Origin of the sequence: Acinetobacter sp. CIP A162 (genome assembly GCF_000367905.1) — a bacterium.
Lineage (GTDB): Bacteria > Pseudomonadota > Gammaproteobacteria > Pseudomonadales > Moraxellaceae > Acinetobacter > Acinetobacter lwoffii.
In genome coordinates this window covers 244,842-267,330 of the sequence record NZ_KB849157.1, presented here as the reverse complement: position 1 = coordinate 267,330, position 22,489 = coordinate 244,842, and the positions used below count along the sequence as shown (strand labels likewise).

The following is a 22,489-nucleotide window of genomic DNA, read 5'->3' as shown; positions in this document are numbered from 1 at the left end:
CGACCTAAAAAATGAGTCATTAAATTCAGTGCAACAGTACGCGCCTACATTACAAAAAGTCTTATTATTTGGATTGTTCTTTATCCTGATTTTTTTGAGTTTTCATATACTCAAGTATTTCATCATTCCTGTAGTTTGGGCTGCCATTATTGCCTATATGACTTGGCCCTTGTATCAGTCGGTGTTACGCCTGTGCGGTAATCGACCGACATTGAGCGCAACCGTAATGATCTTGGCCGTGATTCTGGTCTTTGGTCTGCCGTTTATTTTCGCCATTTTCATGCTGCAGCACGAAGGTCGTAACCTGTATTTTGAATTGCAGCGGCAGGTTTTTTCCGGTCACCTGAATGTCCCTGATTTTATTCGTGGGCTTCCAATTGTCGGCAAGGAAATTACCCGAACCTTAAATGAAATCAATACGGATCCGCAAAGTATTGCACTGTCGGTATCGACCTGGATTCAAGGTCATCTGAATTACGGCAAAGTGGTGTTGAATGAAGTCAGCAAAAATATCTTTAAATTATGTTTTGCGGTGCTTTCGCTGTTTTTCTTTTACCGTGATGGTCAGACCATTTTAAATCAAGTGCGTAAAGCCTTTGAAATGGTGGTTGGTCCACGTGTACATCATTATTTTTCTACCATCTCTGCAACTACACGTGCCGTGGTCTATGGGGTTGGTTTGACTGCGATTGCACAGTCCTTATTGGCAGGCTTGAGCTATTTTGTCGCAGGTGTGCCGAATCCGATGGTTTTAACCATTGTGACCTTTATTTTTGCCTTGATTCCCTTTGGCCCACCCCTCGCCTATAGTGCGGTGGCGCTATGGCTGTTTTCACAAGGACAAACCATTGAAGCCATTGGGGTCATGGTCTGGGGTGTCTGTATTGTCAGCACCGCCGACAACGTCATTCGTCCATTGGTGATTTCTGGCGCAACCCAGATTCCTTTCCTGCTGATCATGTTTGGAGTCTTGGGTGGTATTGCCAGTTTTGGTCTGGTCGGGGTATTTATTGGCCCGGTGATTCTGGCTGTATTGCTTGCAATCTGGCGTGAATGGTTACATGAAAGTAATCTGAATGAACCTTTAATGATGCCTAAAGCCACCATGGCACATGAGATTGATCCAGAAACCAAGGACACACCGCCCGAAGCCCCTTAAAGCATAAATAGAATCGACTTAAACAAAACAAAACATTTAAGTACTGATTCTATATAGAGCTTCTGATTTTGCTCTGTTTAAATGAACCCACAAAACAGAATAAAGATCAGGATGCCAAAATCATGTCTTCATTGTTTAAAATTACGACACTTTGCGCGTTAAGCGCCGCACTTTTTACTGGTTGCGCCTCAACCTCTCCATCAAATGAAGTGGTCAGAGCAGTGACTGTGAATACTGTAACTGCTCAAGGTGTGGGCCAAGAGATTGGGACCGTCTTACTCAGTGACAGCCCAGCCGGTCTGGTCATTCGTACCAACCTGAAACAACTTCCTTCGGGTGAGCGCGGTTTCCATATTCATGAAAATGGTTCATGCGCGCCTGCCATGAAAGACGGCAAGATGGGCGCAGCACTGGCTGCAGGTAGCCATTACAATCCAAATCAGGCACCGCATCACGGTACGCCAGCAACCGGTCACTTAGGTGATTTACCCGCATTGAAAGTCAATACAGATGGAACTGCACGTGTCACCCTGCTTGCACCACGCCTGAAACTGGCTGATATTCAGGGTCGTGCGATTATGGTCCATGCCGGTGGCGACAATTATTCCGACAACCCATTACCATTGGGTGGCGGCGGTGAACGTATTGCCTGTGGTGTGATCTAAATACCCTCATGCCAATGACTGAATAGAAAAAACGGGCACTATGCTCGTTTTTTTATGGATTTTTCTTTTATTTTGGCGTCTAAATTGCATTCAGAACTTTGCATTTTTACTTCCCGGATCCTGTCCTTGTGAATGCTGCCCAACCTGCGACTGTTACTCTTGTTAAAATTATAAAACCTGTCCTGCTGCCCTTTCAGTCCAGTGCGCTGATGACTTATTGCCTGCAGATCCTGCTGGTGTTTTTAGGTACCACTTTCGGTCTGAAATTTCTGGGTTATGACTTCTTGATCGTTCCAGTAACTTTAGGGGCAATTGCCACGGCACTGACTGATTTTGATGACCGGCTAAGCCTGCGTTTGCGCAACCTGTTACTGGTCATCATTCTGTTTTTTAGTGTCAGCAGCATTCTGGAATTTCTTGCTCCACATAAATTCTGGTTTGCACTGTGGCTATCCCTGTCGAGTGCGCTGTTTATTCTAATGGGTGCCTTAGGCCAACGTTATGCCATGATTTCATTTGGCACCATTTTACTGTCAATCTATACCATGTTCGGCCTGGGCGAATATCAGCACTGGTATGAACAGCCGCTTTATTTTGTCATTGGGGCGCTATGGTACGGCCTGACGTCTATTCTATTTTTTCTGCTGCGTCCTACTTTGCAGGTTCAGGAAAATCTCGCACAAAGCTTGCAGCACATGTCGGATTTACTGCTGAGTAAAGCCAAACTGTTTGATCCAGACCAGCATCCAAATGTTGAAACCCTGCTCTATGAGTTGTCACTTAAAAATACTTTAGTCATTCAGAGTTTTAACCGTAGCAAAGATTCGCTATTGACCCGACTCAAAGCTTCGCGTGCCAATCGTAATACCATTTACTGGCTGAATCTGTATTTTTTGATGCAGGATATTCATGAACAGGCCACCGCGAATTATCTGCATTATGAACAGATCGAACAGCATTTTAGCCGCACTGACCTGATTTTCCGGATTCAGAAAAATATCCGTCTGCAAGCCCTTGCCTGTCAGCATTTGGCAGAATGTGTACTGCGCAATGAGAAATTTTATCTGTCTACAGATGATGAACTGGCATTAAAACATTTACAGGAGTCGATGCAGGACTGGATTGCTCAACACCCACAAAATATTGAAGTTAAAAATTTACAGCTTATTCTGGCCAATCTGCTCAGTGTACATGAGCAGTTACAACACCTGCATGATCAACAGGCGCTGTATAAGCCACGCTATCAGCAGCATTTTGATGACCTGAGTCTGTTTGATGATGATATTCGCGATAGCACAGATCTCTGGCTGAAACTCAAACCGCACTTAAGTCCACAATCGGCACTCTTTCGGCATGCGGTGCGGATTGCGATTGTGTTTTTAGTTGGCTATGCCATTTCATTATTACCTTTTGCGAAAAATGGCTACTGGATTTTACTGACCAGCCTGTTTGTCTGTCAGATCAGTTATTTTGCCACCAAAAGCCGGCTCAAATTGCGGACTCTGGGAACATTATTGGGGGTCATGCTAGGTGTTCCCATTCTGTATTTTGTGCCAAGTGTCGAAGGTCAGTTACTCCTGACAGTAATTTTTGGTGTCGGTTTCTTCTATCTACGTTCCAAAAAATATGCCATGGCCACCCTCATGGCGACCTTGATGGTACTCCTGATTTTTAACCTGAAAGGTGCCGGTTATGCGATCATTTTGCCACGTATTATTGATACCCTGTTGGGCTGTCTGATTGCCTGGATGGCAGTAAGCTGGATCTGGCCTGACTGGAATTTTCGCAATATTTCCAGCAATATTAAAAAATCATCGCTTGCTACACTGGACTATTTTGCTGCAGTGGTCGAGCAATATCAAAACGGTAAAGATAACAGTATTGCTTACAGGACTGCACGGCGTCTGGCCCACAATGCACAGATTGATTTATCCAGCATGATTTCAAGCCTGAGTACCGAACCGAATCCAGATCCGCAACTAGTCAAAAGTGCCTTTCGCTATCTGGTTTATAGCCATAGCCAGCTCAGCTATATTGCAGCATTGGGGAGTCACCGTGAGCAGGTTACTGATGCACAAATTCTGGTTTTAATGCGCTGGTGTCAGCAAACCTTAACTGGGGTATTGCTGCAACAACAGTCTTTAGCTACCTACGACATCGATCATAAACTGGCAGAAATTCAACGCTTAAGTACCCAGGAAAACCAGTCAGCACATCTGCTTTTGGTGCTGAAACAGATCAGTTTATTGCTGGAAACCTTAGCGGAATTACTAAAATTACGTCATGAATTACTAGGTGCCGAGATTAAATAACCAACTGCCTTACTTGGTTATAACTTATTAAAAATATTGAATATATTTTTATTATTAAGATTCAATATTCAGGTGATATTCGGTACACTCAAAACCAATTCGGTTAAATCAATATGTATTATGAACATCAAAACTTTGCGTCTGGTCGGTTTGCTTGAAGGGATTTCATTCCTGCTGCTGTTATTTATCGCGATGCCAGTGAAATATATGATGGATAATCCGATTCTGGTCAAATATGTCGGTATGGGTCATGGGGTACTGTTTGTGCTGTTTCTGGTGGTGTTATTCGCAGTATGTGAAAAACAGAAATGGTCTCTCAGCATGTTTGTGATGGGTTTAATCGCTTCGATTCTGCCTTTCGGTCCATTCCTGTTTGATATGAAATTGAAGAAGCTGGAACAGCCCGCTGAAGCTTAATTGTAGAATCCTAATATAATTAGATCAGTCAAAAGAAAATTTTCTCTCCCTTTGGGAGAGAGTTAGAGAGAGGGAACTTATTAAATACTTAACCTCACCCTAGCCCTCTCCTAAAAGGAGAGGGAAATTCAATACTGAACATATGATTTCAATAATTTATAAGTTCCCTCGATAAGGAATCAAAACTCCCCACGCTCCTGTCTTTCCAGCATTAACTGTTTGAGCTGCATGCGCGGCAAAGTAAACCAGAGTGCAATCAGAATCAAAGAGGCAGCACAGTAGGCCCAGATATCGTAGGCTTCATACGCCATCCTTACTGCTTCAATCACCACAAAAAAGCTGAGCATCAGGATAATAGAAACCGTCGCAGCCACCGTGCCTTTGGACACTTCAGAAGACATTAATGCAAAACGATACAGCACCGAAAAACTCACACCCTCACCCAGACTGATACAAGTGGTGCCGATAATCAGACAATGAATAAAATATTCTGGAATCAATAAGCCCATCATCAATAAACCGGTACCCAGCAACATCAGTGGCAGACCCAATAATACGGTTTTGCCCAGCGGTATTTTATCGATAATTTTTAGCAGAATCAGATTACCTGCAATCAGGCCGCCCAAGACCGGAAACTGCGCCAGACCATATTGCACGCTACTGAATCCAAATTGCTCGACCAGAATCACGGGTGACAGGGCAATCCATAACATCAAGGGCAGACTCACCAAAGGCAAGGCTACAGTCATAATCACAAAGCGCTTATTTTTTACAACCTGTTTAAAGTCATCCAGAATATAGCTGACCGGCTGTCTGGGAATACTGACGTTCAGATTTGGCATTTTGGCTTTTAGGCCGAACCAGCTCAGAAATGACAGAAATGCAATGCCGATAAAACCCCAATGCCAAGAGATATGATCAATCATAAAGGCACCCAGCACTGGTCCTAGCAAGGGTGCCAGCAAAGACACATTGGCCATCAGTGCCATGACTTTGATGGCATCACGTTCTTCAAAGCTTTCCTGAATGGCGGCATAACCTACGGCGGTAATGAAGGACAGGCCAAAGCCCTGTAAAAAGCGCAGGAATAGGAAACTTTCGATATTGGGTGTTAATAAAATAGCCAGACAGCTAATCGTGAAAAATGCTACACCGCCAAGCAATACCGTTTTACGCCCGAGACGATCGGACAATGGCCCCAGGATCGCTGCGACAAATGCCCCGCCCAACAGGAAAAAGGACATGGAGGATGGTGCCCATGAACTACTCACGCCAAAATCACGGGTAATCGCCAGCATGGCGGGTTGAATCAGGTCATTACAGATATAGACTGAGAATTCAAACAGGACCAGTGCCAGCGGGAACATGAGTGTGGCACGGGTCAGTTTTTGGGTTTGGATGTTTTGCATGGGAGTTTTTATTGTCAGTCTGCCAGATGAAACAGAATGAGCTTTATCTAAAATAGAAAGAAATAATTTTAGCAGATGAGATATTCAAACGCTCTGAATAAATATAACTGATCGTAGAGATAATCTTCCAAATAAAAAAGCGCATCCTCTAGATACGCTTTTAACCAAAATCTGTCTAAAGATCAAACACTATTATGGACAGACTGCTTTCTGGAAAGTCTTGGTATTTGAACCTCGTGCACAACGATACAACTTCTCGGTATTTTCCAGCATCCAGCTGTTATCTTCCCGTTTAAAATAATAAATGGTCTGTACTGAACGTACCGAATCATCCATTAACCCAGTTTCAGTGACTTTGACCTGTCCAATCGTGGGCGACTCTACCTTGTCAAAGAACTGGCGCAACTCAACTGTTGCCAGTTCCTTACGCAAGTCCGGTCTTAATTGTAAAACCTGTTCCAAAGGCGTATCCGAAGATGACTGTACCTTTGCAATGACCTGTTGAGCAGTTGCACAGCCTGAACCCAATATACCAAAAGCGAGAGTTGCGACTGCCAATATCCGGAACATATTATTTAACCCTTTATCGTCATTCTTATTCCAACCTATCATGCCGAGCTTCTTAGTACAAAACCATTTAGACTCTGTAACTGTCTTTACACAGCAATAAAAAAGCGCACCTTTCGATGTAATGCCAGTCAGTTAAGAAATTGACTGGCATTTTCTTGGATATTTTTGTGCTTTAATTTTCACTACTCGCGGACATTGCCTTTGCCTTTTTTCAGGTAATACAAATATTTTAGATTGTTCAAATAATTGCGCTAAATGTTTGGGTAGGTTTCCTGCTGATTCTAAAGGTGTGTGCCTTAAGATATTGATAATACTCATAGATGCAATATGGAAACTGATCCTTAAAGGACTCACCTTTGCATGTTCAGCGATAAACCTCATCTGTCTTCTTAAGATATTATATGCAATAAATACCCCCCACAATTCTTGATAGACCAAATCAGGTTGTTTGCTTCTTAAAATCCTTGCATCCTGTAAATCACTTTTAATTTCCCGATAACACATTTCTATTTCCCAACGCTGGATATAAAGCATTGCAAGGTCTTTGAATGGATAAACTTTAGAATCTGTTAATGATGTAATGTAACGTCTTATTTTTCCTGCATATTCAACTTCAATTAAACGTGCTTCCCAATAGTCACCCAATGACGGATTTATCTTTTTTGCTCTTGCTGAAACAGGCATTTTGATCTGAAAGTCATGGGCCGCATTATGATGAATCACTTCATAACGCAGGTTGTCCTTTGCTCGCATCAACCAATGACTCTCTTCTGCCTGAGATTGCCAGCTCACTAAAAAATCAGCAGAGAAGTAAGCACGATCAAATAGGGTAATACTGCGAACTGGTGCTTTTAATTGACTGGCTAAGGTTAATTCACCTTGATCCATACTACCCATTTGGGCATCAATCATTTCATGGGTATTGGTATTCACCAGGCAAGTCGCTCTAACTTGTGGGTAAGGTGCAGCTGCTGTTTTGCCTTTGGATGAACCAAAGTGCTTAAAGTTTTCTTCTGTATGAGGCATAGACCAAACCACACCATCTACAGCACAAACGCATAGACCGTGAAAGTTGCTATATTGTTGTTGTGAGTCTTTAAACCATGCCTGACTTAATGTCGAAAATAAAGCACTCATGGGTTCTAAGCCTAAGCGTTGTCTTGCTTGTACGGATGCACTCGGTACACAGTATTCTGCCGTACCGAAAACAAGTTGCAATTGTTGAACCACATACCAAATCGGTTGATTTCGAAATAGAGCAAGTCCGATTACCAGCCAAACAACATGTTCAGCAGGCAGTTTTCTTTTTCGAATTGATGCTTTACCTGTTTGGTCTAAGCAATCTTCAATCCAGTTTAAATCAATCAATTCACTGAATTGTGAAAGTGAAGGTAGGGTTTGTTTTAATGTTAAATCTAGATTCTGAGATAAATTCATAAAAAAAGAGCGTATTTACATACGCTCTTTTTACAGCATTTTAACTTTTTTTGCTTAACTGACTGGCATTACACCTTTCGATGCGCTTTTTTCAATTCCGACCGATTAAAGATCGAAAAGTTTACCCGGATTCATGATGCCATTTGGATCAAACACTTTTTTCAGAGCTTTCATATATTCAATTTCTTCCGCCGAACGCGAATATTCAAGATATGGCTTCTTGGTCATGCCCACACCATGTTCCGCAGAAATTGAACCGTCATATTTTTTCACGGTATCAAAGACATACTTGTTCACCACCTGACATTTGGCAAAGAATTCATCTTTAGACAAATCAGCAGGTTTTAAGATATTTAAGTGCAAGTTACCGTCACCGATATGACCGAACCAGCAGATTTCAAAGTCTGGGTAATTCGTCGATACAATCGCATCAATTTCTTTAATGAATGCAGGAACGTGCGTGATCAGAACGGAAATGTCATTTTTGTATGGAATAAATGGCGCGATAGATTCAGAAATATCTTCACGTAAACGCCATAAACTTTCTACCTGATCCAGGCTTTGGCTCATTACGCCGTCCAGTACCCAACCTTGTTCCATGCAATGCTCGAAGATTTCCATCGCCTTGTCCATAATCGGCTCAAACGGCGCTTCAAACTCAAGCAATACATAGAATGGGCATTCAGTTTCAAATGGACGTTGCACGTGACCATGGGCCAAGACTTTCTGCATCGCCAGTTCACCAAAGAACTCAAATGCAGTCAGGTCAATTTTCGCCTGGAAGGCATGCAATAACGGCATGATCGCATCAAAGTCAGGTACACCCAGTACCATCACTTGCAGGTCTTGCGGTTGACGTTCAAGCTTGATTTCCGCTTCCGTCACCAGACCCAGCGTGCCTTCACCACCAATAAATAAATGTTGTAGCGCATAACCGGTTGCATTCTTGATCATACCTTTGTTCAGACGCAATACATCGCCCTTACCCGTCACAACGGTCAGGCCAAGTACCCAGTTACGGGTCATGCCGTATTTAATCACTTTGATGCCGCCAGCATTGGTGCCGATGTTACCGCCAATTTGCGATGAACCTGCCGAAGCAAAGTCAACTGGGTAATACATGCCCTGCTCTTCAGCATAGTTCTGTAACTGTTCAGTCACCACACCTGCCTGTACGCGCACCATACGATCTGCCGGGAAAAACTCCAGAATCTGGTTCATCTTGTCCATGCTGACCACGATCTCGCCATTGGCTGCGACTGCACCTGCAGAAAGACCGGTACGACCACCCGATGGAGTCACTGCAACATTAAATTGGTTCGCCAGTTTTACGATGTCTTGAACTTGCTCAGTTGACGACGGAAAAACGACGACTGACGGGTTTGGATCAAAGTGCTTCGTATGATCGCGACCCCAATTCTGGAGGCTGTCCGTATCGGTTTTAATACGGTTTTCACCCACAATTGCAGTCAATTGGGTCAATAACTCAGGGGTTAAAGCGACTGGAGCATTCATCGTTTGCAGACCTAGCATGATTTAAACAAGAGAGACTTCGCTGGTTCATTTGCACATTTTTTATGCATAAAAACATGGATACAAATCAGGCGAAACATGGTTATTAAAGCACCGGATCACGCTGCTTTAATAACCATGGCGCAATATTATAAGCTATTTTTTGGTGTTTCCCGCGAAAAATGACAATTTTGATAATATACCTTTGAAAATGCAGATTTAAATCAAACACCATGATCATTATTATCAATATATCTTGCCAGAATAGCTGATGTGAGCGTCATTAAGGAAATGTATAACCGCCCCATTCCTGTGCTATCATACCGCGACTAAATTTGGCCTTTGTAGCGGAGCCGTAATGAGCCAACATCTTTCTCTACCTAAAGATAAAATCCGTTTTCTATTACTAGAAGGCGTTCACCAGAACGCAATCGATACATTGAATGCAGCTGGATATACCAACATTGACTATCGCAAAACAGCGCTTGAGGGTGAAGCACTGAAAGAAGCGATTAAAGATGCACACTTTGTCGGTATTCGTTCCCGTACTCAATTGACTGAAGAGGTATTTGAAGCCGCGAACAAACTGATTGCAGTAGGCTGCTTCTGTATCGGTACCAATCAGGTCAATCTTGATGCTGCAATGCGTCGCGGTATTCCGGTATTTAATGCACCATATTCAAATACACGTTCAGTTGCTGAACTGGTATTGGCAGAAACTATTCTTCTTCTGCGCCGTGTACCTGAAAAATCAACAGATACACATGCAGGTGGCTGGAATAAATCGGCTGTCGGTTCATTCGAAACACGTGGTAAAACTTTAGGTATCGTAGGTTACGGTTCGATCGGTTCACAACTTTCTGTACTGGCTGAAAGTCTGGGTATGAAAGTAATCTATTTCGATACAGTGACTAAATTACCTTTAGGTAATGCACGTCAAGTCGGCTCTATGGGCGAATTACTTGCCAATGCAGACGTGGTTACTCTACACGTTCCGGATCTGCCATCTACCCGTAATTTCTTTGGCAAAGAACAGTTTGCGCAAATGAAAGAAGGTTCAATCTTCCTGAATGCGGCACGTGGTACATGTGTCGTAATTGAAGATCTGGCAGATGCGATCAAGTCTGGTCACATTGCTGGTGCTGCGGTTGACGTATTCCCGAAAGAGCCTAAAGCAAACGGTGAAGAATTTGTTTCTCCACTGCGTAACCTGCCAAACGTAATTCTGACTCCACACGTAGGCGGTTCTACGATGGAAGCGCAAGCGAACATCGGTCTGGAAGTAGCTGAGAAATTCGTGGCTTATTCTGACAAGGGTATGACGCTTTCTGCGGTGAACTTCCCAGAAATCGCATTGCCGTTGACTGAAGGCAAACACCGTTTACTGCACATCCACCAAAATATTCCGGGCGTGTTGTCTAAAATCAACAACCTGTTTGCTGAACAAGGCATCAACATCTCTGGCCAGTCACTGATGACTAAAGGCGATGTCGGTTACCTGGTGATGGATGTCGATGCTGCTGCATCTCATGAAGCACTCGATATGCTTTCGAATGTTGAAGGTACAATCCGCGCACGCGTATTGTTCTAATTCAATATTGTAGAAAAACCACAGCTCTCGGGCTGTGGTTTTTTGTTTTTAAGGTTTGTATTTTTAAACCTTTTTCAGCTTATGCTGCTCTTCCGCTATTCGAGCAATCGAAACCTATTTAGTCATGCTGAATTTTAAAATTGCACCTATTGTGCAAGCGCCACTAATTCTGTTGATCGCCATGATCAGTATGCAAAGTAGTGGTTCCTTTGCCAAATATCTGTTCGGTCAGTTTCCGATCCTGACTGTTTCCGCAATGCGTCTGCTTTTGGGCGCTGTGATTTTGGCACTAATTTTTAAAATTTGGCAAATTCATTTCAGACAAATCAAATGGCCGGCCATTATCAGTTATGGCCTTGCTCTGGCCGGCATGAACCTCTTGTTTTACCTATCGATTGATCGCCTACCGCTGGGAATTGCCGTCTCTTTTGAATTCATTGGCCCCTTAAGTGTTGCCCTGTTTTATGCACGGCAAAAATTCGACTTTGTCTGGGTCGGACTGGCGATTCTGGGCTTGGTTCTGCTATTTCCTTTTGATCAGGCTGCCCAGCCGCTTGACCCGATCGGGATTGCATTCGCCTTGGGTGCCGGTGCTTGCTGGGCCTTATATATCGTTGCCGGCCAAAGACCTTCAGGCGTTTCTGGCAATCATACTGTATGCTTGGGCATGTTTGTCGGCATGCTGGTGCTGATGCCGATTGCGCTCTTGGCAGGCATGCCGGCACATACTTTTGAACCGATGAGTTTGTTGTATTTTGTGGCTTTGGCTGTGTTGGCCAGTGCCCTGCCTTTCACTCTGGAAATGATCGCACTGCGTAATTTAAGCGCACTCAGTTTCGGCACTTTGATGAGTCTGGAACCCGCCATTGCCGCACTCTCGGGGCTGGTCTTTCTAGGTGAAACCTTGTTGTGGACACAATGGCTGGCATTGGCCACGATTATCAGTGCTTCAGTGGGTTGTACGGTGACCAGTCAAAGAAGAAAAAATACAGTTGAGCACTTTTAAATTTAAAATTCGTTATAAGAAATACTACTCACTTTGAATTTAAAAAAATATTAGCTGGAAAAGCCTACTCAAAGTCGATAAATTCAGTCTAATACTCTTCTAAGATCAAAATTTTCTCTTTTTAAAAGTAACTTTAAATTTAAAATTATTTCCACCCCTACTCATTAAAAATTAACCGTTTTGCTATAATCCCGCTTTCTTCCATGTCCTGATTACACCTTTCTGGTGTAAGTAACTCCCATGCCAAACGCCCAACTCCTTGCTGTGTTGTACATGGTTTTATCCATGATGTCGTACCAGATCAGTGCATCCTTCGCCAAGCAACTTTTTCTGGTCCTTGACCCTATCACAGTGACCATTTTAAGACTCTGTTTTGCAGCGATCATTGTCGGCGTGATGTTTCGTTCCTGGAAAATCATTCAGCGTTTGCCTTTTTTGAAATGGCGGGATTTACTCTGCTATAGCGCCGCTTTAGGGGTCATGAATATTTTATTCTATTTGTCTCTAGGAAGATTACCGCAGGGAATTGCAGTCGGTCTGGAGTTTATTGGTCCTTTAGGTCTGGCCCTGCTCTCGATCAAACATCGTAGTGATTATATTTGGGTATTGATGGCCATTTTAGGCATTGCGTTAATGGTGCCATGGGGACAGGCCAATAGTAGTAATTTCGACCTTCTGGGCGCCGCCTGTGCTTTAGGTGCGGGTTTATGTTGGGCACTGTATATTTTCTTCGGGCAACGCGTAGTTCAGCAGAATATCGGCATGCATGCGCTGACCATTGCCATCAGTATGTCGGCTTTGTGTCTGCTACCTATCGGTCTCTACAACAACACGCCCGCATTGATTGATACGCAACATTGGGGCAAGGCAATTAGCATTGCTGTACTGGCAACAGCCATTCCTTATGCTCTGGATTTAAAGGCACTTCAGCATTTGAATAAAACCAGCTATGGTACCCTGTCCAGCCTGTCTCCGGCTTTGGCTGCACTGGCCGGTTTTGTACTATTAGGCGAAAAAATTACGCTTCTTCAGACCGTGGCACTGATCTGTATCATGCTGGCATCAGTCGGCGTGACTGTACGTGCCGCCCGTCAAGGATCGGGAGAAAAGAATACCTAAAAGGCTTATTGGAATTTGAACAACTAAATATATCTCATCATTAATCTCTTCACTTTATCCATTTGATATAACTAAAAAAAATAGATGAATGGATAAAAATCTCATATCTCCAGATAAAAAGATGATCAGATGCCCTAGTTGCAATAAAGAGATTTTTGATACGCGAGTGTGGCAAGGATGCCACATGTTACCCATCACGACAGGACGTCGTGTATGGGTAACAAAAGACTTTTGCCTACTTTGGGTCTTTCCAAAGTATGGAGATTGCCTACACAAAAGCATTTAAATTTTTAAGAAATGAGGCTGTACAATCATCTTCTTAAGCTAAACATGCATAACGATTAACTCAAACATCTAATTTGAGTTATAAGTTATGGAAAAGTAGCTAATCAAATGTCATCTTTTCGATGTTTAGTTTTGTACCAGCATATCTTTTTTCATTTCTTTATAACGCTGGTATTCATTCTTGTACTGCACTGCTAAAGCGGTCTTCTGCTCTTCACCCAGAATTTTACCGGCCTGCTGGAAGAAACCATGTTCCTCTTCTTTTAAGTGATGATGCACTTTTTCGGAAAGTTTTTTAGCAATGGCAATCCAGCCTGGATTACTCAATTCAGTTGCAGTTAATTCCTCGATCATTTCATCCATTTCATGATGTTCCGCCAAGGCATGGCGGGTAATATTCAGGCCCGAATCGGTCATCATCAAGGGAATATAAAAATAACGGTCTTCCGCAGCTTCATGGGCAAATAATTCATTTTTGAGTTGCTTGAACAGCTCGCGGCGTTCTGGTGTATCCCCGGAAGTCTGTAATAATTTTTCTGCAAGATCACGCTGAATCTCATGACTCTCTCTTAATGCTTCAAAAATAGTCGTCATTCCGATATTTCTCCGATTGTTTTATTTTTCATATCATTGATTCTAGAAGATTTTCAGAACAGGTTCAGACGCAGTTTATACAGTGATTTGTTAAGAAATTTTAATATCGAGAATGATTTACATCGGGTTTAGATCTAAAAAACATCTGGTATGCCATCCGGCAAATCAGCAGACTGACCAGAATCAGGAATAAAATCCGGATAAAGCCACTGCCATATTTAAATGCCAAGCGCACCCCGACCAAGGAACCACAAATATTGGCTACCGCCATCATTGCCCCAACCATAAACAGCACATTACCACTGGGAATAAAAAAGCTTAAGGCGGCCAGGTTGGTGGTGAAATTGGCAATTTTCGATAAAGCCGATGCATGCAGGAAGTCGACGCTTAAATAGCGAATAAAAAAGAAAATAAAGAAACTGCCGGTGCCCGGACCAAAGATACCATCATAAAAGCCTATCGCCAGACTGCCCAAAGCGGCCAGAATCAGCATTTTCCGATTCAGTTTTTGTTCGGTATGCACCTGGCCAAACTGTTTTTTCATTAAGGTATAGATTGCGATCACGATCAACATGACCAGCACAAAAGGCTTAAGGATCTCGACTGGAATTAGCGTAACGCTGGCTGCACCCATAAAAGAACTGACAAAACTGCACAGTGCAATCACGCCCAAGAGCAGCCACGGCAGTTTTACCTGACGCAGATAGGAAAATGCCGCAGAAGCGGTGCCACAAATGGACGCGAGTTTATTGGTGCCAAAGACCGTAGCAGGCTGTAAATGCGGTAAACTCCCCATAATTGCCGGGATCTGGATCAGACCACCACCACCCACGGCAGCATCAATCGCCCCTGCAAAAAATGCAAAGACAACCAGACTGATGATGATCTCTATTTCCATATCTTGACTCGATTAGAGGTTCAGGACGCGTTTGGGTACCAGACGTTTTTTGTCGGTAATTTCTGCCAGCCCCAGACATTTCTCGCCATCAAAAACCAGCACCTGTTCAGCTGCTTCATGTTCGATATTGCTTTCCATGCCGCGGCTAAAATATTCTGCGCGACCTTCGGGTACCTGCACTTTTGGAAAATGATCAACCGGTGCATAGGCCGGCAACAACAGTGCATCACGCTCTGCTTCGCTCAGGCTTTCCAGATATTCAATGGTATAACTCGGGATCAAATCAAAATGACCGGTTTTGATGCGGTGCAGATAAGTCAGATGGCCATAAGTTCCCAGTGCTTTGGCAATATCTTCACCCAATACCCGGATATAAGTGCCTTTAGAACAGGTAATATCCAGCGTAATACTGTTTTCGGTAAAGGATAAAAGCTCAATCGCTAAAATTGTAATCGGACGTGCTTCACGCTCAATCTCGATACCTTTGCGCGCCAGTTCGTATAAAGGACGGCCTTCTTTTTTCAAGGCAGAATACATCGGCGGCACTTGCTGGATATCACCCACAAATTGCGCCAGTGTTTTTTGAATCAAAGACTCGGATAATTCAGGAACCGCTTTTTCCAGAAGCACCTCGCCTTCCACATCTCCCGTGGTGGTGCTATGCCCCAAAAATACGGTCGTCTGATAACGCTTGACCGAATCTAATAAATAATGCGAAAACTTGGTCGCCTCCCCCAAACACACGGGCAATAAACCGGATGCCAGCGGATCCAGCGCACCGGTATGGCCGGCTTTTTGTGCCCGATACAACCAGCGGACTCTTTGCAATGCAGCATTGGAACTGATGCCCAAAGGCTTATTAAGCAGGAAGACACCACTAAGATGACGACGCTGAATTTTAGGAGATGATGCTTTCATGGCAAAAAATCAGACATTTTATAAATTGGCGCCATGGTAAAACCCTGCGAGAGGATTTACAACTTTTCTATAGTATCTGATGATTTTTATGGCATATTGAGCCGGTTTGAACAACTCAACGCTTTTAAAAAGCTTAAACCTCTAAAAATAATGAAATAACGAGAAAATAGGTGCATAGGATATGCAGAAATATAAAATATGGATCATTCTGGCGTTGCTGGTGCTGTGCATTCTCACGCTGATCTTATGGCTGTCCCCAAAAGAAAATACTCAAACAGATACCGGGACAAAAACGCCTTTAACTGAAACTCAGGCAGAGCAAACCGTACGCTTGGTCAATGGCCCTGCCAATGCTTCCTTCCCCAGTGCCAGCCAACAAGATACCGAAATTAATTGTCAAATGCAGTTAGATGTCAGCAATCGTCTGATCGTGAATGAACAGACCCGCAACTGTTTTGAATATTTTATTACCCAATTTGGTGAAAAAAATCTGCAGCAGATCCAGCAGGATTTTAAAGCCTATATTCGCCAGAATCATAAAGAACCGGGACTCTCGCAAATTCTGGATTTATGGGATCGTTATATCCAGTACCGTCAGGGTTTGGGCCAGCTCGCTGCACCGGCTGGGTTGAATCAGGAAGATCCTGCCTATTACCGCAGTATCTATAACACTACCCAGAATTTGCGCCAGCAGTACTTTTCCAAGTATGAAATTGAGGGCTTGTTTGGCACAGAAGATGCCTATCATGAATATACCCTGGACCGGATGAGCGTATTGGCAGACAAAAGCTTGACTGAGACTGAAAAAGCTCAAAAGCTCAAAGCACTGTTTCAGCAACTCCCGCAGGACTGGCAGGAAAATCTGGAACAACTGAATAAACTGGAAGATCTGCGCAAACTCACCGCTGATATTAAAGCCCGGGGCGGTTCCCGTGATGAAATCCGGCAGATGCGGATAAATCTGGTCGGTCCTGAAGCCACACAACGACTGGAACAACTGGATGTACAACGCAGCGACTGGAAAAACCGGGTGACGGGCTATTTAGATGAACGGGATCAGATTACCCAATCCAGCATGTCCGATACTGCCAAACAGCAAGCCATTGCCCAGCTGCGTAGCAAGCATTTCAATACACCGCAAGAACAGCTGCGGGTAGAAACCTTTGAACAGGTGCATGATCAAGGAGGTAAGCTACCCTTTGCTGACTAAGCCTAAAAGCCATCACCTGTTGATGGCTTTTTTATCGCCACAATTTAGATAATTTTCTACTTTATCTTAACGTGACATCCCTATTGTTGTTTCAAAATATTTCCATTTACATAAGTTAACTTAAGAAAATCACAAATATTTCAAGGACTTTTTATTTAAATACATTTGTATATAAACCATATATTTACACTTAAAAATCCTTTTACTCGACATGTCCCCAAATGACATGGTTTTAGATAGCTGAAATGAAAAAATACTGCTGCTTACAAAGAAAAATGGCTCAGCCACTCAAAGCCAAGACTGTATTTTAAAACGTCTGATTGTATGGCCTATAGCACTCTAGAAAAGCAATGATTGCTTTAATAATGATAAAATTAAAAAGGGACGGTTATGCGTACTTTCAACAAGACAATACAGTTACTGACTGTGACTTTAGCAGCGGCTTTGGGCTTAAGCTTTGCTGCACACACCCAGGCAGCGGCAAGTGCCACACAAGTCATCGAAAAGACCAAGTCCGATTATGCCAAAACCAAATATCCGATCTTGATGGTACATGGCTGGCTAGGCTGGTCACGCATTGGTACCGATAGCATCGGACTGGATTACTGGTATCAGATTCTGCCGGATATGGCACGTAACGGCTCCACCGTCTTTGCTGCACAACTGTCTCCGGCAAATACAACGGCACATCGCGGTGAACAACTGATTCATCAGATTGAAGATGTTTTGGCCATTACCGGTAAGAAAAAATTGAATCTGATTGGTCATTCCCATGGTGGGCCGACGGTACTCTATGTTGCAGCAACCCAACCGCAGTATATCGCTTCGATTACCGGCGTTGCAGGCACCTACCACGGTTCCAAAGTGGCAGATGATATTCAGAATAATAGCCTGACCCGTACCGCCTTCAATATTTTAGGTGATTATATTATCGGACCATTGATCGCACTGGGTCAGCTTAAGCCTGAACTGGAAATTGATTTTGATGCTTCCATGAAATCCCTGACCCAGATCGGTTCAAATACCTTTAATGCCACAGTGGCACAGCAGGTGGTGAAAGATGGTGTATTAGCTCCTACAGAAGACTGCAATAAAAATTTAAAACAGAGAGACAGCAAAGGCATTCATTATTATTCATGGACGGGTGTGGCCCAAGCCACCAATGCCCTGGATATTGATACGATCCTAATGCAGCTCGGCCCCTTATCGTATGGCAGTAAAGACAATGATGGCATGGTGTCACGCTGTAGCGCGTTCATGGGCAAGGTCATTAATGACCAATACAAACTCAATCATACTGACCTAGCCAATATGATGTTTGGTCTGAAAGGTATGTTTGCACCCGATCCGGTCGCCCTCTACCGCCAGCATGCCAACCGACTCAAATTAGAGGGTTTATAACCCCAGAGCGCCTATATTTCAGCTGAAATATAGGCTTTTTTCTAAGTACTTATTTGATCTATCAGTGATCCGGAAGTTGCAATGAAAACTCCAAGTTACTCCCTTGAATTTTTTGCTACGGTTTGCCCTATGGGCTGACCTTTATTTTTGGTCATGTCTCATCATTTTAATTACAGAAGCGTAGAAAAGTGAATCCTTGCTGCATCGGGGACTTTGCAAAACCAGATGAGGATCATCCGGTTAAAACAACAAAACTGAGGAAAATATCATGAAATTCGGAGCATTAATCACGGGTCTGCTGCTGGCATCTACAGGCCTCAGCACTCAGGCCTCCACCCAAGCCAGTCAGGTCACAGCTAAAGCCAGTTCACAATATGCCAAGACCCAATACCCGATTGTATTTGCTCATGGTATGGCAGGCTTTATCCGGGTCGGTACCGACCAGTTTGGACTGGATTACTGGTATCAGATTTTACCGGATCTGGCACGGAATGGCGGCAATGTCTGGGCCACACGGGTATCACCATTTAACTCATCGGAAATTCGTGGTGAACAGCTTTTACAGCAAGTAAAAGAAATTCGGGCGATTACCGGGGCATCCAAGGTTAATCTGATTGGTCATTCACATGGCGGCCCGACCATTCGTTATGTGGCAGGCGTGGAACCTAGCATGGTTGCTTCCCTGACTTCAGTCGGTGCACCGCATAAAGGCTCGCCAGTGGCAGACCTGATTCTTCAGGCAGAAGGCACGCCAATACAAGGTCCTTTGGTAGGTGGCATCAACCTGGTGTCAAAAGCTATTACTTGGGCGCAAGGTCTGGATCCAAACAGTTTTCCGCATGATTCACTCGCAGGTGGTAGCAGCCTGACTATGGCACGATCTGCTAAATTCAATCAGAAATATCCACTGGGTATGCCGACCACGGCCTGTGGTGAAGGCATTTATCAGCAAAAAGGGATTTATAGCTATTCATTCACAGGTGTAGGTCAAGTCACCAACCCGCTCGATCCTGACTCAGCCCTCAAAGTTACAGCTCTACTCATTGACGGCGGCAAGGACAATGATGGTCTGGTTTCCCGCTGTAGTGCCAGATTCGGTAAAACCATTCGGGATAACTACAACTGGAACCATCTGGATGAAGTCAATATGGTTCTTGGACTGAAAAATATCTTTGCACCTGATCCGGTCGATGTGTATCGTCAACATGCTAACCGCTTAAAATTACAAGGTTTATAAAGCTATACGAGCCTCTATTCATCTAGAGGCTTTTCTCCCTTATTTTTCCTAAATTTTTTCTAAAAATTTAATTGTTAATCATGATCAAACTGCATATAAAATATTCATCAAATATAAAAAGAACTGTGAAATAAAATAAATGCAGAGATGTTCTATAGAAATCAAAAACAAATTTAAAAGAGCCTGTCCCTGCTGCAAACAAAAAGTCATTGATCCTTTTCAATTTAAAAAATATGAGCTTTATTCTTGTCATCGACATATTGTCGTAAATGCATGGATCAGTATTTTACTTATTATCACTCAATGCTTTATTTGCGTTCAACTTTTTAATGCAGGATTCCAGTCTTGGGGATATTTTGTATTATTGCTGATGTTTATTCATAAAATTTTCTTGGATATTTTGGATGCAATGATCTTGCCTTTGCAGGAATATTTCACATAAATCTGAAAAAAAATCAGGCATAAAAAAATGCGCCCAAAGGCGCATTTTTTTACTCGTATAAAACTTAAAATTAAGCTTTAACTTTACGAGCTGGTAATTTTTCACGGATACGTGCAGCTTTACCAGACAATTCGCGTAGGTAGTAAAGTTTAGCGCGACGAACGTCACCACGACGTTTCACTTCAACTTTAGCAACGATTGGAGAGTGAGTTTGGAATACACGCTCAACACCAACACCGCTAGAAATTTTACGTACTGTGAACGCAGAGTTCAAACCACGGTTTTTCTTAGCAATTACAACACCTTCAAAAGCCTGAAGACGCTCACGGTCGCCCTCTTTAACTTTTACAGAAACAATTACTGTATCCCCTGGTGCAAATGCAGGGATGTCTTGTTTCAATTGTGCATTTTCAATTACTTGAACTAAAGGATGCTTACCGCTCATGGGGTATCTCCAATAATGCGAGTCAGAAGAGGTCTGATCATCGCGGGGGCTAGAGGCTAAAGCGCATAGACCCGATTATCTTTCCCTTTAAAGTTGACCATCTCAACTTTAAAGAGCCTATTAAAGAATACTTAAACTCAATTTAAGTACCGTTTTCGAAGACAGCACCAATTTCTCAGCAATGTCTTACAAATCTTTCAGCCATTTTTTTTGCTGCTTGGTCAATTCTACTTGTTCGACCAGTTCAGGTCGACGTTCAAGTGTTCGCTGATAACGCTGCAAAAACCGCCATTTTTCAATGTTTGCATGATGACCTGATTTAAGTACCTCAGGCACATCCAAACCTTCAAACTGGTCAGGCTTGGTATATTGTGGGCAGTCTAACAGACCATCCACAAAGGAGTCTTGCACATGGGATTGTTCATCAGACATCGCCCCCGGAAGCCTCCGGATAATACTGTCTAATAAAACCATCGCTGGCAGTTCACCACCCGACAAAACATAATCACCAATTGACCATTCCTGATCAACATATTGCTGGATCAAACGTTCATCGACCCCCTCATAACGCCCACACAGTACAATCAATCCGTCATATTGAACGAAGTCTTGTACTGCAGTTTCGTTTAAGGTTTTTCCTTGCGGTGACATATACACCACAGGAACCTGAACTGCGCCTGCTTCATTTGCAAGCTCTTTGGCACGGTGGATTGCTTGTGCCAAAGGCTCCGCCATCATCACCATACCCGGACCACCACCGAATGGACGTTCATCCACCCGTTTGTAGTTGCCCGTCGCAAAATCGCGAGGATTAATGCAATGAATTTGCATCAAATCACGTTTTGCTGCGCGCCCGCTAATACCGTAGGCTGTAATCGCTTCAAACATTTCAGGAAAAAGCGTAATGACTGCAAAAAACATCGCAGACTCCCTTATTTCCAAAAAGTGTTAGTAGTCTACGCCCCAATTGACGTAAATACGACCAGCTTCAAGATCAACGCGTTGTACCACATCTTTATGCCATGGAATCATGCGCTCTTCGCCATCGATACTGTCGGCAGTTGCGCGAACCACCATCACATCATTGGCACCTGTTTCAAACAGTTCAAAAATTTGACCGAGATTCACTTCTTGATCCTCATCATTCAGACCTAACACTGTTAGACCCTTTAAATCAGACCAATAATATTCATCTACACCCGCTTGAGGCAGTTGAGCTTTTGAAATCCAGATATTTGCGCCAACCAATTCATCCGCGCCAGTGCGATCACTCACACCTTTCAGCGAAACAACCAAGCCTTTGCCATGTGGTTTCCAACGTTTTACATCGACAATTTGCCAACCTGCTTTGGTCTCAATGTACCAAGGCAGATAGTCAAATATGTTGCTCATAGGTTCTGTATTGGAATAGACCCAGAGCCACCCATTTAATCCATATGCTGAACGCAACTGTCCAATCTGAATACGATCTTCGGGAACATTCTGTGTTGGTGTCATGGGCAAGCTACTACCTAATTTATATAAAAATTATGCAGCAACTGCAGCTTTTTTAGCTTGAGCAGCTAAAGAAGCAACACGATCAGAAGGTTGAGCACCTTGAGAAACCCAGTGAGCAAAACGGTCAGCATCTAAACGAAGCTTTTCTGCTTTACCTTGAGCTGTCGGGTTGAAGAAACCGATACGTTCGATGAAACGACCGTCACGTGCATTACGGCTATCAGTCACAATGATTTGATAGAACGGACGTTTTTTAGCACCACCGCGTGCAAGACGAATAACAACCATGATAGAACCTTATAGTTTTTACGGATTATCCTTGTACCGACCATCGATACACCTCAAACCCCTTTCATAGAGGGCAG

The 22,489-nt window shown here is 43.4% G+C and carries 21 protein-coding genes; 10 read left to right on the top strand and 11 right to left on the bottom strand.

The window, feature by feature from the left end:
* The first annotated feature begins 28 nt into the window (after positions 1–28).
* From F995_RS01505 to F995_RS01490, 4 genes are all read left to right on the top strand, one after another.
* Positions 29–1,159, top strand: coding sequence for an AI-2E family transporter (locus F995_RS01505; RefSeq protein WP_370940769.1), 1,131 nt, complete (start codon positions 29–31; stop codon positions 1,157–1,159).
* Positions 1,160–1,281: 122 nt separating this feature from the next.
* On the top strand, positions 1,282–1,824 hold the full coding sequence (gene sodC / locus F995_RS01500) for a superoxide dismutase family protein (RefSeq protein ID WP_004645005.1): 543 nt from the start codon (positions 1,282–1,284) through the stop codon (positions 1,822–1,824).
* A gap of 128 nt (positions 1,825–1,952) precedes the next feature.
* Positions 1,953–4,136, top strand: coding sequence for a YccS family putative transporter (gene yccS, locus F995_RS01495; protein ID WP_004645003.1), 2,184 nt, complete (start codon positions 1,953–1,955; stop codon positions 4,134–4,136).
* A 120-nt stretch (positions 4,137–4,256) separates the two neighbouring features.
* Entirely contained in the window at positions 4,257–4,553 is a 297-nt protein-coding gene (locus F995_RS01490) for a DUF3817 domain-containing protein (RefSeq protein WP_004645001.1), read from the top strand.
* Positions 4,554–4,732: 179 nt separating this feature from the next.
* On the opposite strand, the gene F995_RS01485 is transcribed toward F995_RS01490, so the two are convergent.
* The 4 genes from F995_RS01485 to F995_RS01470 all read right to left on the bottom strand — a co-directional run bounded on the left by F995_RS01485 (position 4,733) and on the right by F995_RS01470 (position 9,484).
* Positions 4,733–5,962 (bottom strand): chloramphenicol efflux MFS transporter CraA, encoded by a 1,230-nt coding sequence (locus tag F995_RS01485; protein ID WP_004645000.1) that lies wholly within the window; start codon positions 5,960–5,962, stop codon positions 4,733–4,735.
* Positions 5,963–6,154: 192 nt separating this feature from the next.
* A complete protein-coding gene (locus F995_RS01480) occupies positions 6,155–6,532 on the bottom strand; it encodes a hypothetical protein (protein ID WP_004281576.1) in 378 nt (125 codons plus the stop codon).
* 132 nt (positions 6,533–6,664) lie between these two features.
* Positions 6,665–7,969, bottom strand: coding sequence for an IS4 family transposase (locus tag F995_RS01475; protein WP_004282307.1), 1,305 nt, complete (start codon positions 7,967–7,969; stop codon positions 6,665–6,667).
* A 105-nt stretch (positions 7,970–8,074) separates the two neighbouring features.
* A complete protein-coding gene (locus tag F995_RS01470; RefSeq protein WP_004644999.1) occupies positions 8,075–9,484 on the bottom strand; it encodes an FAD-binding oxidoreductase in 1,410 nt (469 codons plus the stop codon).
* 355 nt (positions 9,485–9,839) lie between these two features.
* Here F995_RS01470 and serA point away from each other — a divergent pair, with 355 nt between their 5' ends.
* From serA to F995_RS01455, 3 genes are all read left to right on the top strand, one after another.
* The gene (gene serA / locus F995_RS01465) at positions 9,840–11,072 is read left to right on the top strand and encodes a phosphoglycerate dehydrogenase (protein WP_004644998.1); all 1,233 of its coding nucleotides are present in this window, start codon (positions 9,840–9,842) and stop codon (positions 11,070–11,072) included.
* Positions 11,073–11,196: 124 nt separating this feature from the next.
* On the top strand, positions 11,197–12,078 hold the full coding sequence (locus F995_RS01460) for an EamA family transporter (RefSeq protein ID WP_004644997.1): 882 nt from the start codon (positions 11,197–11,199) through the stop codon (positions 12,076–12,078).
* A 240-nt stretch (positions 12,079–12,318) separates the two neighbouring features.
* Positions 12,319–13,197, top strand: coding sequence for an EamA family transporter (locus F995_RS01455; RefSeq protein ID WP_004644995.1), 879 nt, complete (start codon positions 12,319–12,321; stop codon positions 13,195–13,197).
* A gap of 411 nt (positions 13,198–13,608) precedes the next feature.
* Here F995_RS01455 and F995_RS01450 read toward each other — a convergent pair whose 3' ends face one another.
* The 3 genes from F995_RS01450 to truB all read right to left on the bottom strand — a co-directional run bounded on the left by F995_RS01450 (position 13,609) and on the right by truB (position 15,892).
* A complete protein-coding gene (locus F995_RS01450; RefSeq protein WP_004644994.1) occupies positions 13,609–14,076 on the bottom strand; it encodes a hemerythrin domain-containing protein in 468 nt (155 codons plus the stop codon).
* 100 nt (positions 14,077–14,176) lie between these two features.
* Complete coding sequence (locus F995_RS01445; protein WP_004644993.1) at positions 14,177–14,974, bottom strand: sulfite exporter TauE/SafE family protein; 798 nt, start codon at positions 14,972–14,974, stop codon at positions 14,177–14,179.
* Between the two features lie 12 nt (positions 14,975–14,986).
* The gene (truB, locus tag F995_RS01440) at positions 14,987–15,892 is read right to left on the bottom strand and encodes a tRNA pseudouridine(55) synthase TruB (protein WP_004644992.1); all 906 of its coding nucleotides are present in this window, start codon (positions 15,890–15,892) and stop codon (positions 14,987–14,989) included.
* A 181-nt stretch (positions 15,893–16,073) separates the two neighbouring features.
* On the opposite strand from truB, the gene F995_RS01435 reads away from it, so the two are divergent.
* The 3 genes from F995_RS01435 (at position 16,074) to F995_RS01425 (ending at position 19,740) form a co-directional block, all read left to right on the top strand.
* Positions 16,074–17,102: a lipase secretion chaperone gene (locus tag F995_RS01435; RefSeq protein WP_004644991.1), complete on the top strand. Its 1,029-nt coding sequence runs from the start codon at positions 16,074–16,076 to the stop codon at positions 17,100–17,102.
* A 390-nt stretch (positions 17,103–17,492) separates the two neighbouring features.
* Positions 17,493–18,503, top strand: a complete 1,011-nt coding sequence (locus F995_RS01430) for an esterase/lipase family protein (protein WP_004644990.1) — start codon at positions 17,493–17,495, stop codon at positions 18,501–18,503.
* A 268-nt stretch (positions 18,504–18,771) separates the two neighbouring features.
* On the top strand, positions 18,772–19,740 hold the full coding sequence (locus F995_RS01425; protein ID WP_004644988.1) for an esterase/lipase family protein: 969 nt from the start codon (positions 18,772–18,774) through the stop codon (positions 19,738–19,740).
* A 512-nt stretch (positions 19,741–20,252) separates the two neighbouring features.
* Here F995_RS01425 and rplS read toward each other — a convergent pair.
* The 4 genes from rplS to rpsP form a co-directional block, all read right to left on the bottom strand.
* The gene (rplS, locus tag F995_RS01420) at positions 20,253–20,627 is read right to left on the bottom strand and encodes a 50S ribosomal protein L19 (protein ID WP_004644987.1); all 375 of its coding nucleotides are present in this window, start codon (positions 20,625–20,627) and stop codon (positions 20,253–20,255) included.
* 186 nt (positions 20,628–20,813) lie between these two features.
* Positions 20,814–21,548 (bottom strand): tRNA (guanosine(37)-N1)-methyltransferase TrmD, encoded by a 735-nt coding sequence (gene trmD / locus F995_RS01415; RefSeq protein ID WP_004644986.1) that lies wholly within the window; start codon positions 21,546–21,548, stop codon positions 20,814–20,816.
* Positions 21,549–21,575: 27 nt separating this feature from the next.
* The gene (rimM, locus tag F995_RS01410; RefSeq protein ID WP_004644985.1) at positions 21,576–22,124 is read right to left on the bottom strand and encodes a ribosome maturation factor RimM; all 549 of its coding nucleotides are present in this window, start codon (positions 22,122–22,124) and stop codon (positions 21,576–21,578) included.
* Between the two features lie 30 nt (positions 22,125–22,154).
* Entirely contained in the window at positions 22,155–22,412 is a 258-nt protein-coding gene (gene rpsP / locus F995_RS01405; RefSeq protein ID WP_004281198.1) for a 30S ribosomal protein S16, read from the bottom strand.
* Positions 22,413–22,489: the final 77 nt, after the last annotated feature.

Coding starts and splice junctions, on each gene's coding strand:
- sodC (WP_004645005.1), top strand. CDS start 1,282: ATGTCTTCATTGTTTAAAATTACGACACTTTGCGCGTTAAGCGCCGCA.
- F995_RS01425 (WP_004644988.1), top strand. CDS start 18,772: ATGAAATTCGGAGCATTAATCACGGGTCTGCTGCTGGCATCTACAGGC.
- F995_RS01455 (WP_004644995.1), top strand. CDS start 12,319: ATGCCAAACGCCCAACTCCTTGCTGTGTTGTACATGGTTTTATCCATG.
- F995_RS01445 (WP_004644993.1), bottom strand. CDS start 14,974: ATGGAAATAGAGATCATCATCAGTCTGGTTGTCTTTGCATTTTTTGCA.
- F995_RS01460 (WP_004644997.1), top strand. CDS start 11,197: ATGCTGAATTTTAAAATTGCACCTATTGTGCAAGCGCCACTAATTCTG.
- F995_RS01470 (WP_004644999.1), bottom strand. CDS start 9,484: ATGAATGCTCCAGTCGCTTTAACCCCTGAGTTATTGACCCAATTGACT.
- rpsP (WP_004281198.1), bottom strand. CDS start 22,412: ATGGTTGTTATTCGTCTTGCACGCGGTGGTGCTAAAAAACGTCCGTTC.
- F995_RS01490 (WP_004645001.1), top strand. CDS start 4,257: ATGAACATCAAAACTTTGCGTCTGGTCGGTTTGCTTGAAGGGATTTCA.
- F995_RS01485 (WP_004645000.1), bottom strand. CDS start 5,962: ATGCAAAACATCCAAACCCAAAAACTGACCCGTGCCACACTCATGTTC.
- F995_RS01480 (WP_004281576.1), bottom strand. CDS start 6,532: ATGTTCCGGATATTGGCAGTCGCAACTCTCGCTTTTGGTATATTGGGT.
- serA (WP_004644998.1), top strand. CDS start 9,840: ATGAGCCAACATCTTTCTCTACCTAAAGATAAAATCCGTTTTCTATTA.
- F995_RS01475 (WP_004282307.1), bottom strand. CDS start 7,969: ATGAATTTATCTCAGAATCTAGATTTAACATTAAAACAAACCCTACCT.
- F995_RS01450 (WP_004644994.1), bottom strand. CDS start 14,076: ATGACGACTATTTTTGAAGCATTAAGAGAGAGTCATGAGATTCAGCGT.
- trmD (WP_004644986.1), bottom strand. CDS start 21,548: ATGTTTTTTGCAGTCATTACGCTTTTTCCTGAAATGTTTGAAGCGATT.
- F995_RS01430 (WP_004644990.1), top strand. CDS start 17,493: ATGCGTACTTTCAACAAGACAATACAGTTACTGACTGTGACTTTAGCA.
- truB (WP_004644992.1), bottom strand. CDS start 15,892: ATGAAAGCATCATCTCCTAAAATTCAGCGTCGTCATCTTAGTGGTGTC.
- rplS (WP_004644987.1), bottom strand. CDS start 20,627: ATGAGCGGTAAGCATCCTTTAGTTCAAGTAATTGAAAATGCACAATTG.
- F995_RS01435 (WP_004644991.1), top strand. CDS start 16,074: ATGCAGAAATATAAAATATGGATCATTCTGGCGTTGCTGGTGCTGTGC.
- rimM (WP_004644985.1), bottom strand. CDS start 22,124: ATGACACCAACACAGAATGTTCCCGAAGATCGTATTCAGATTGGACAG.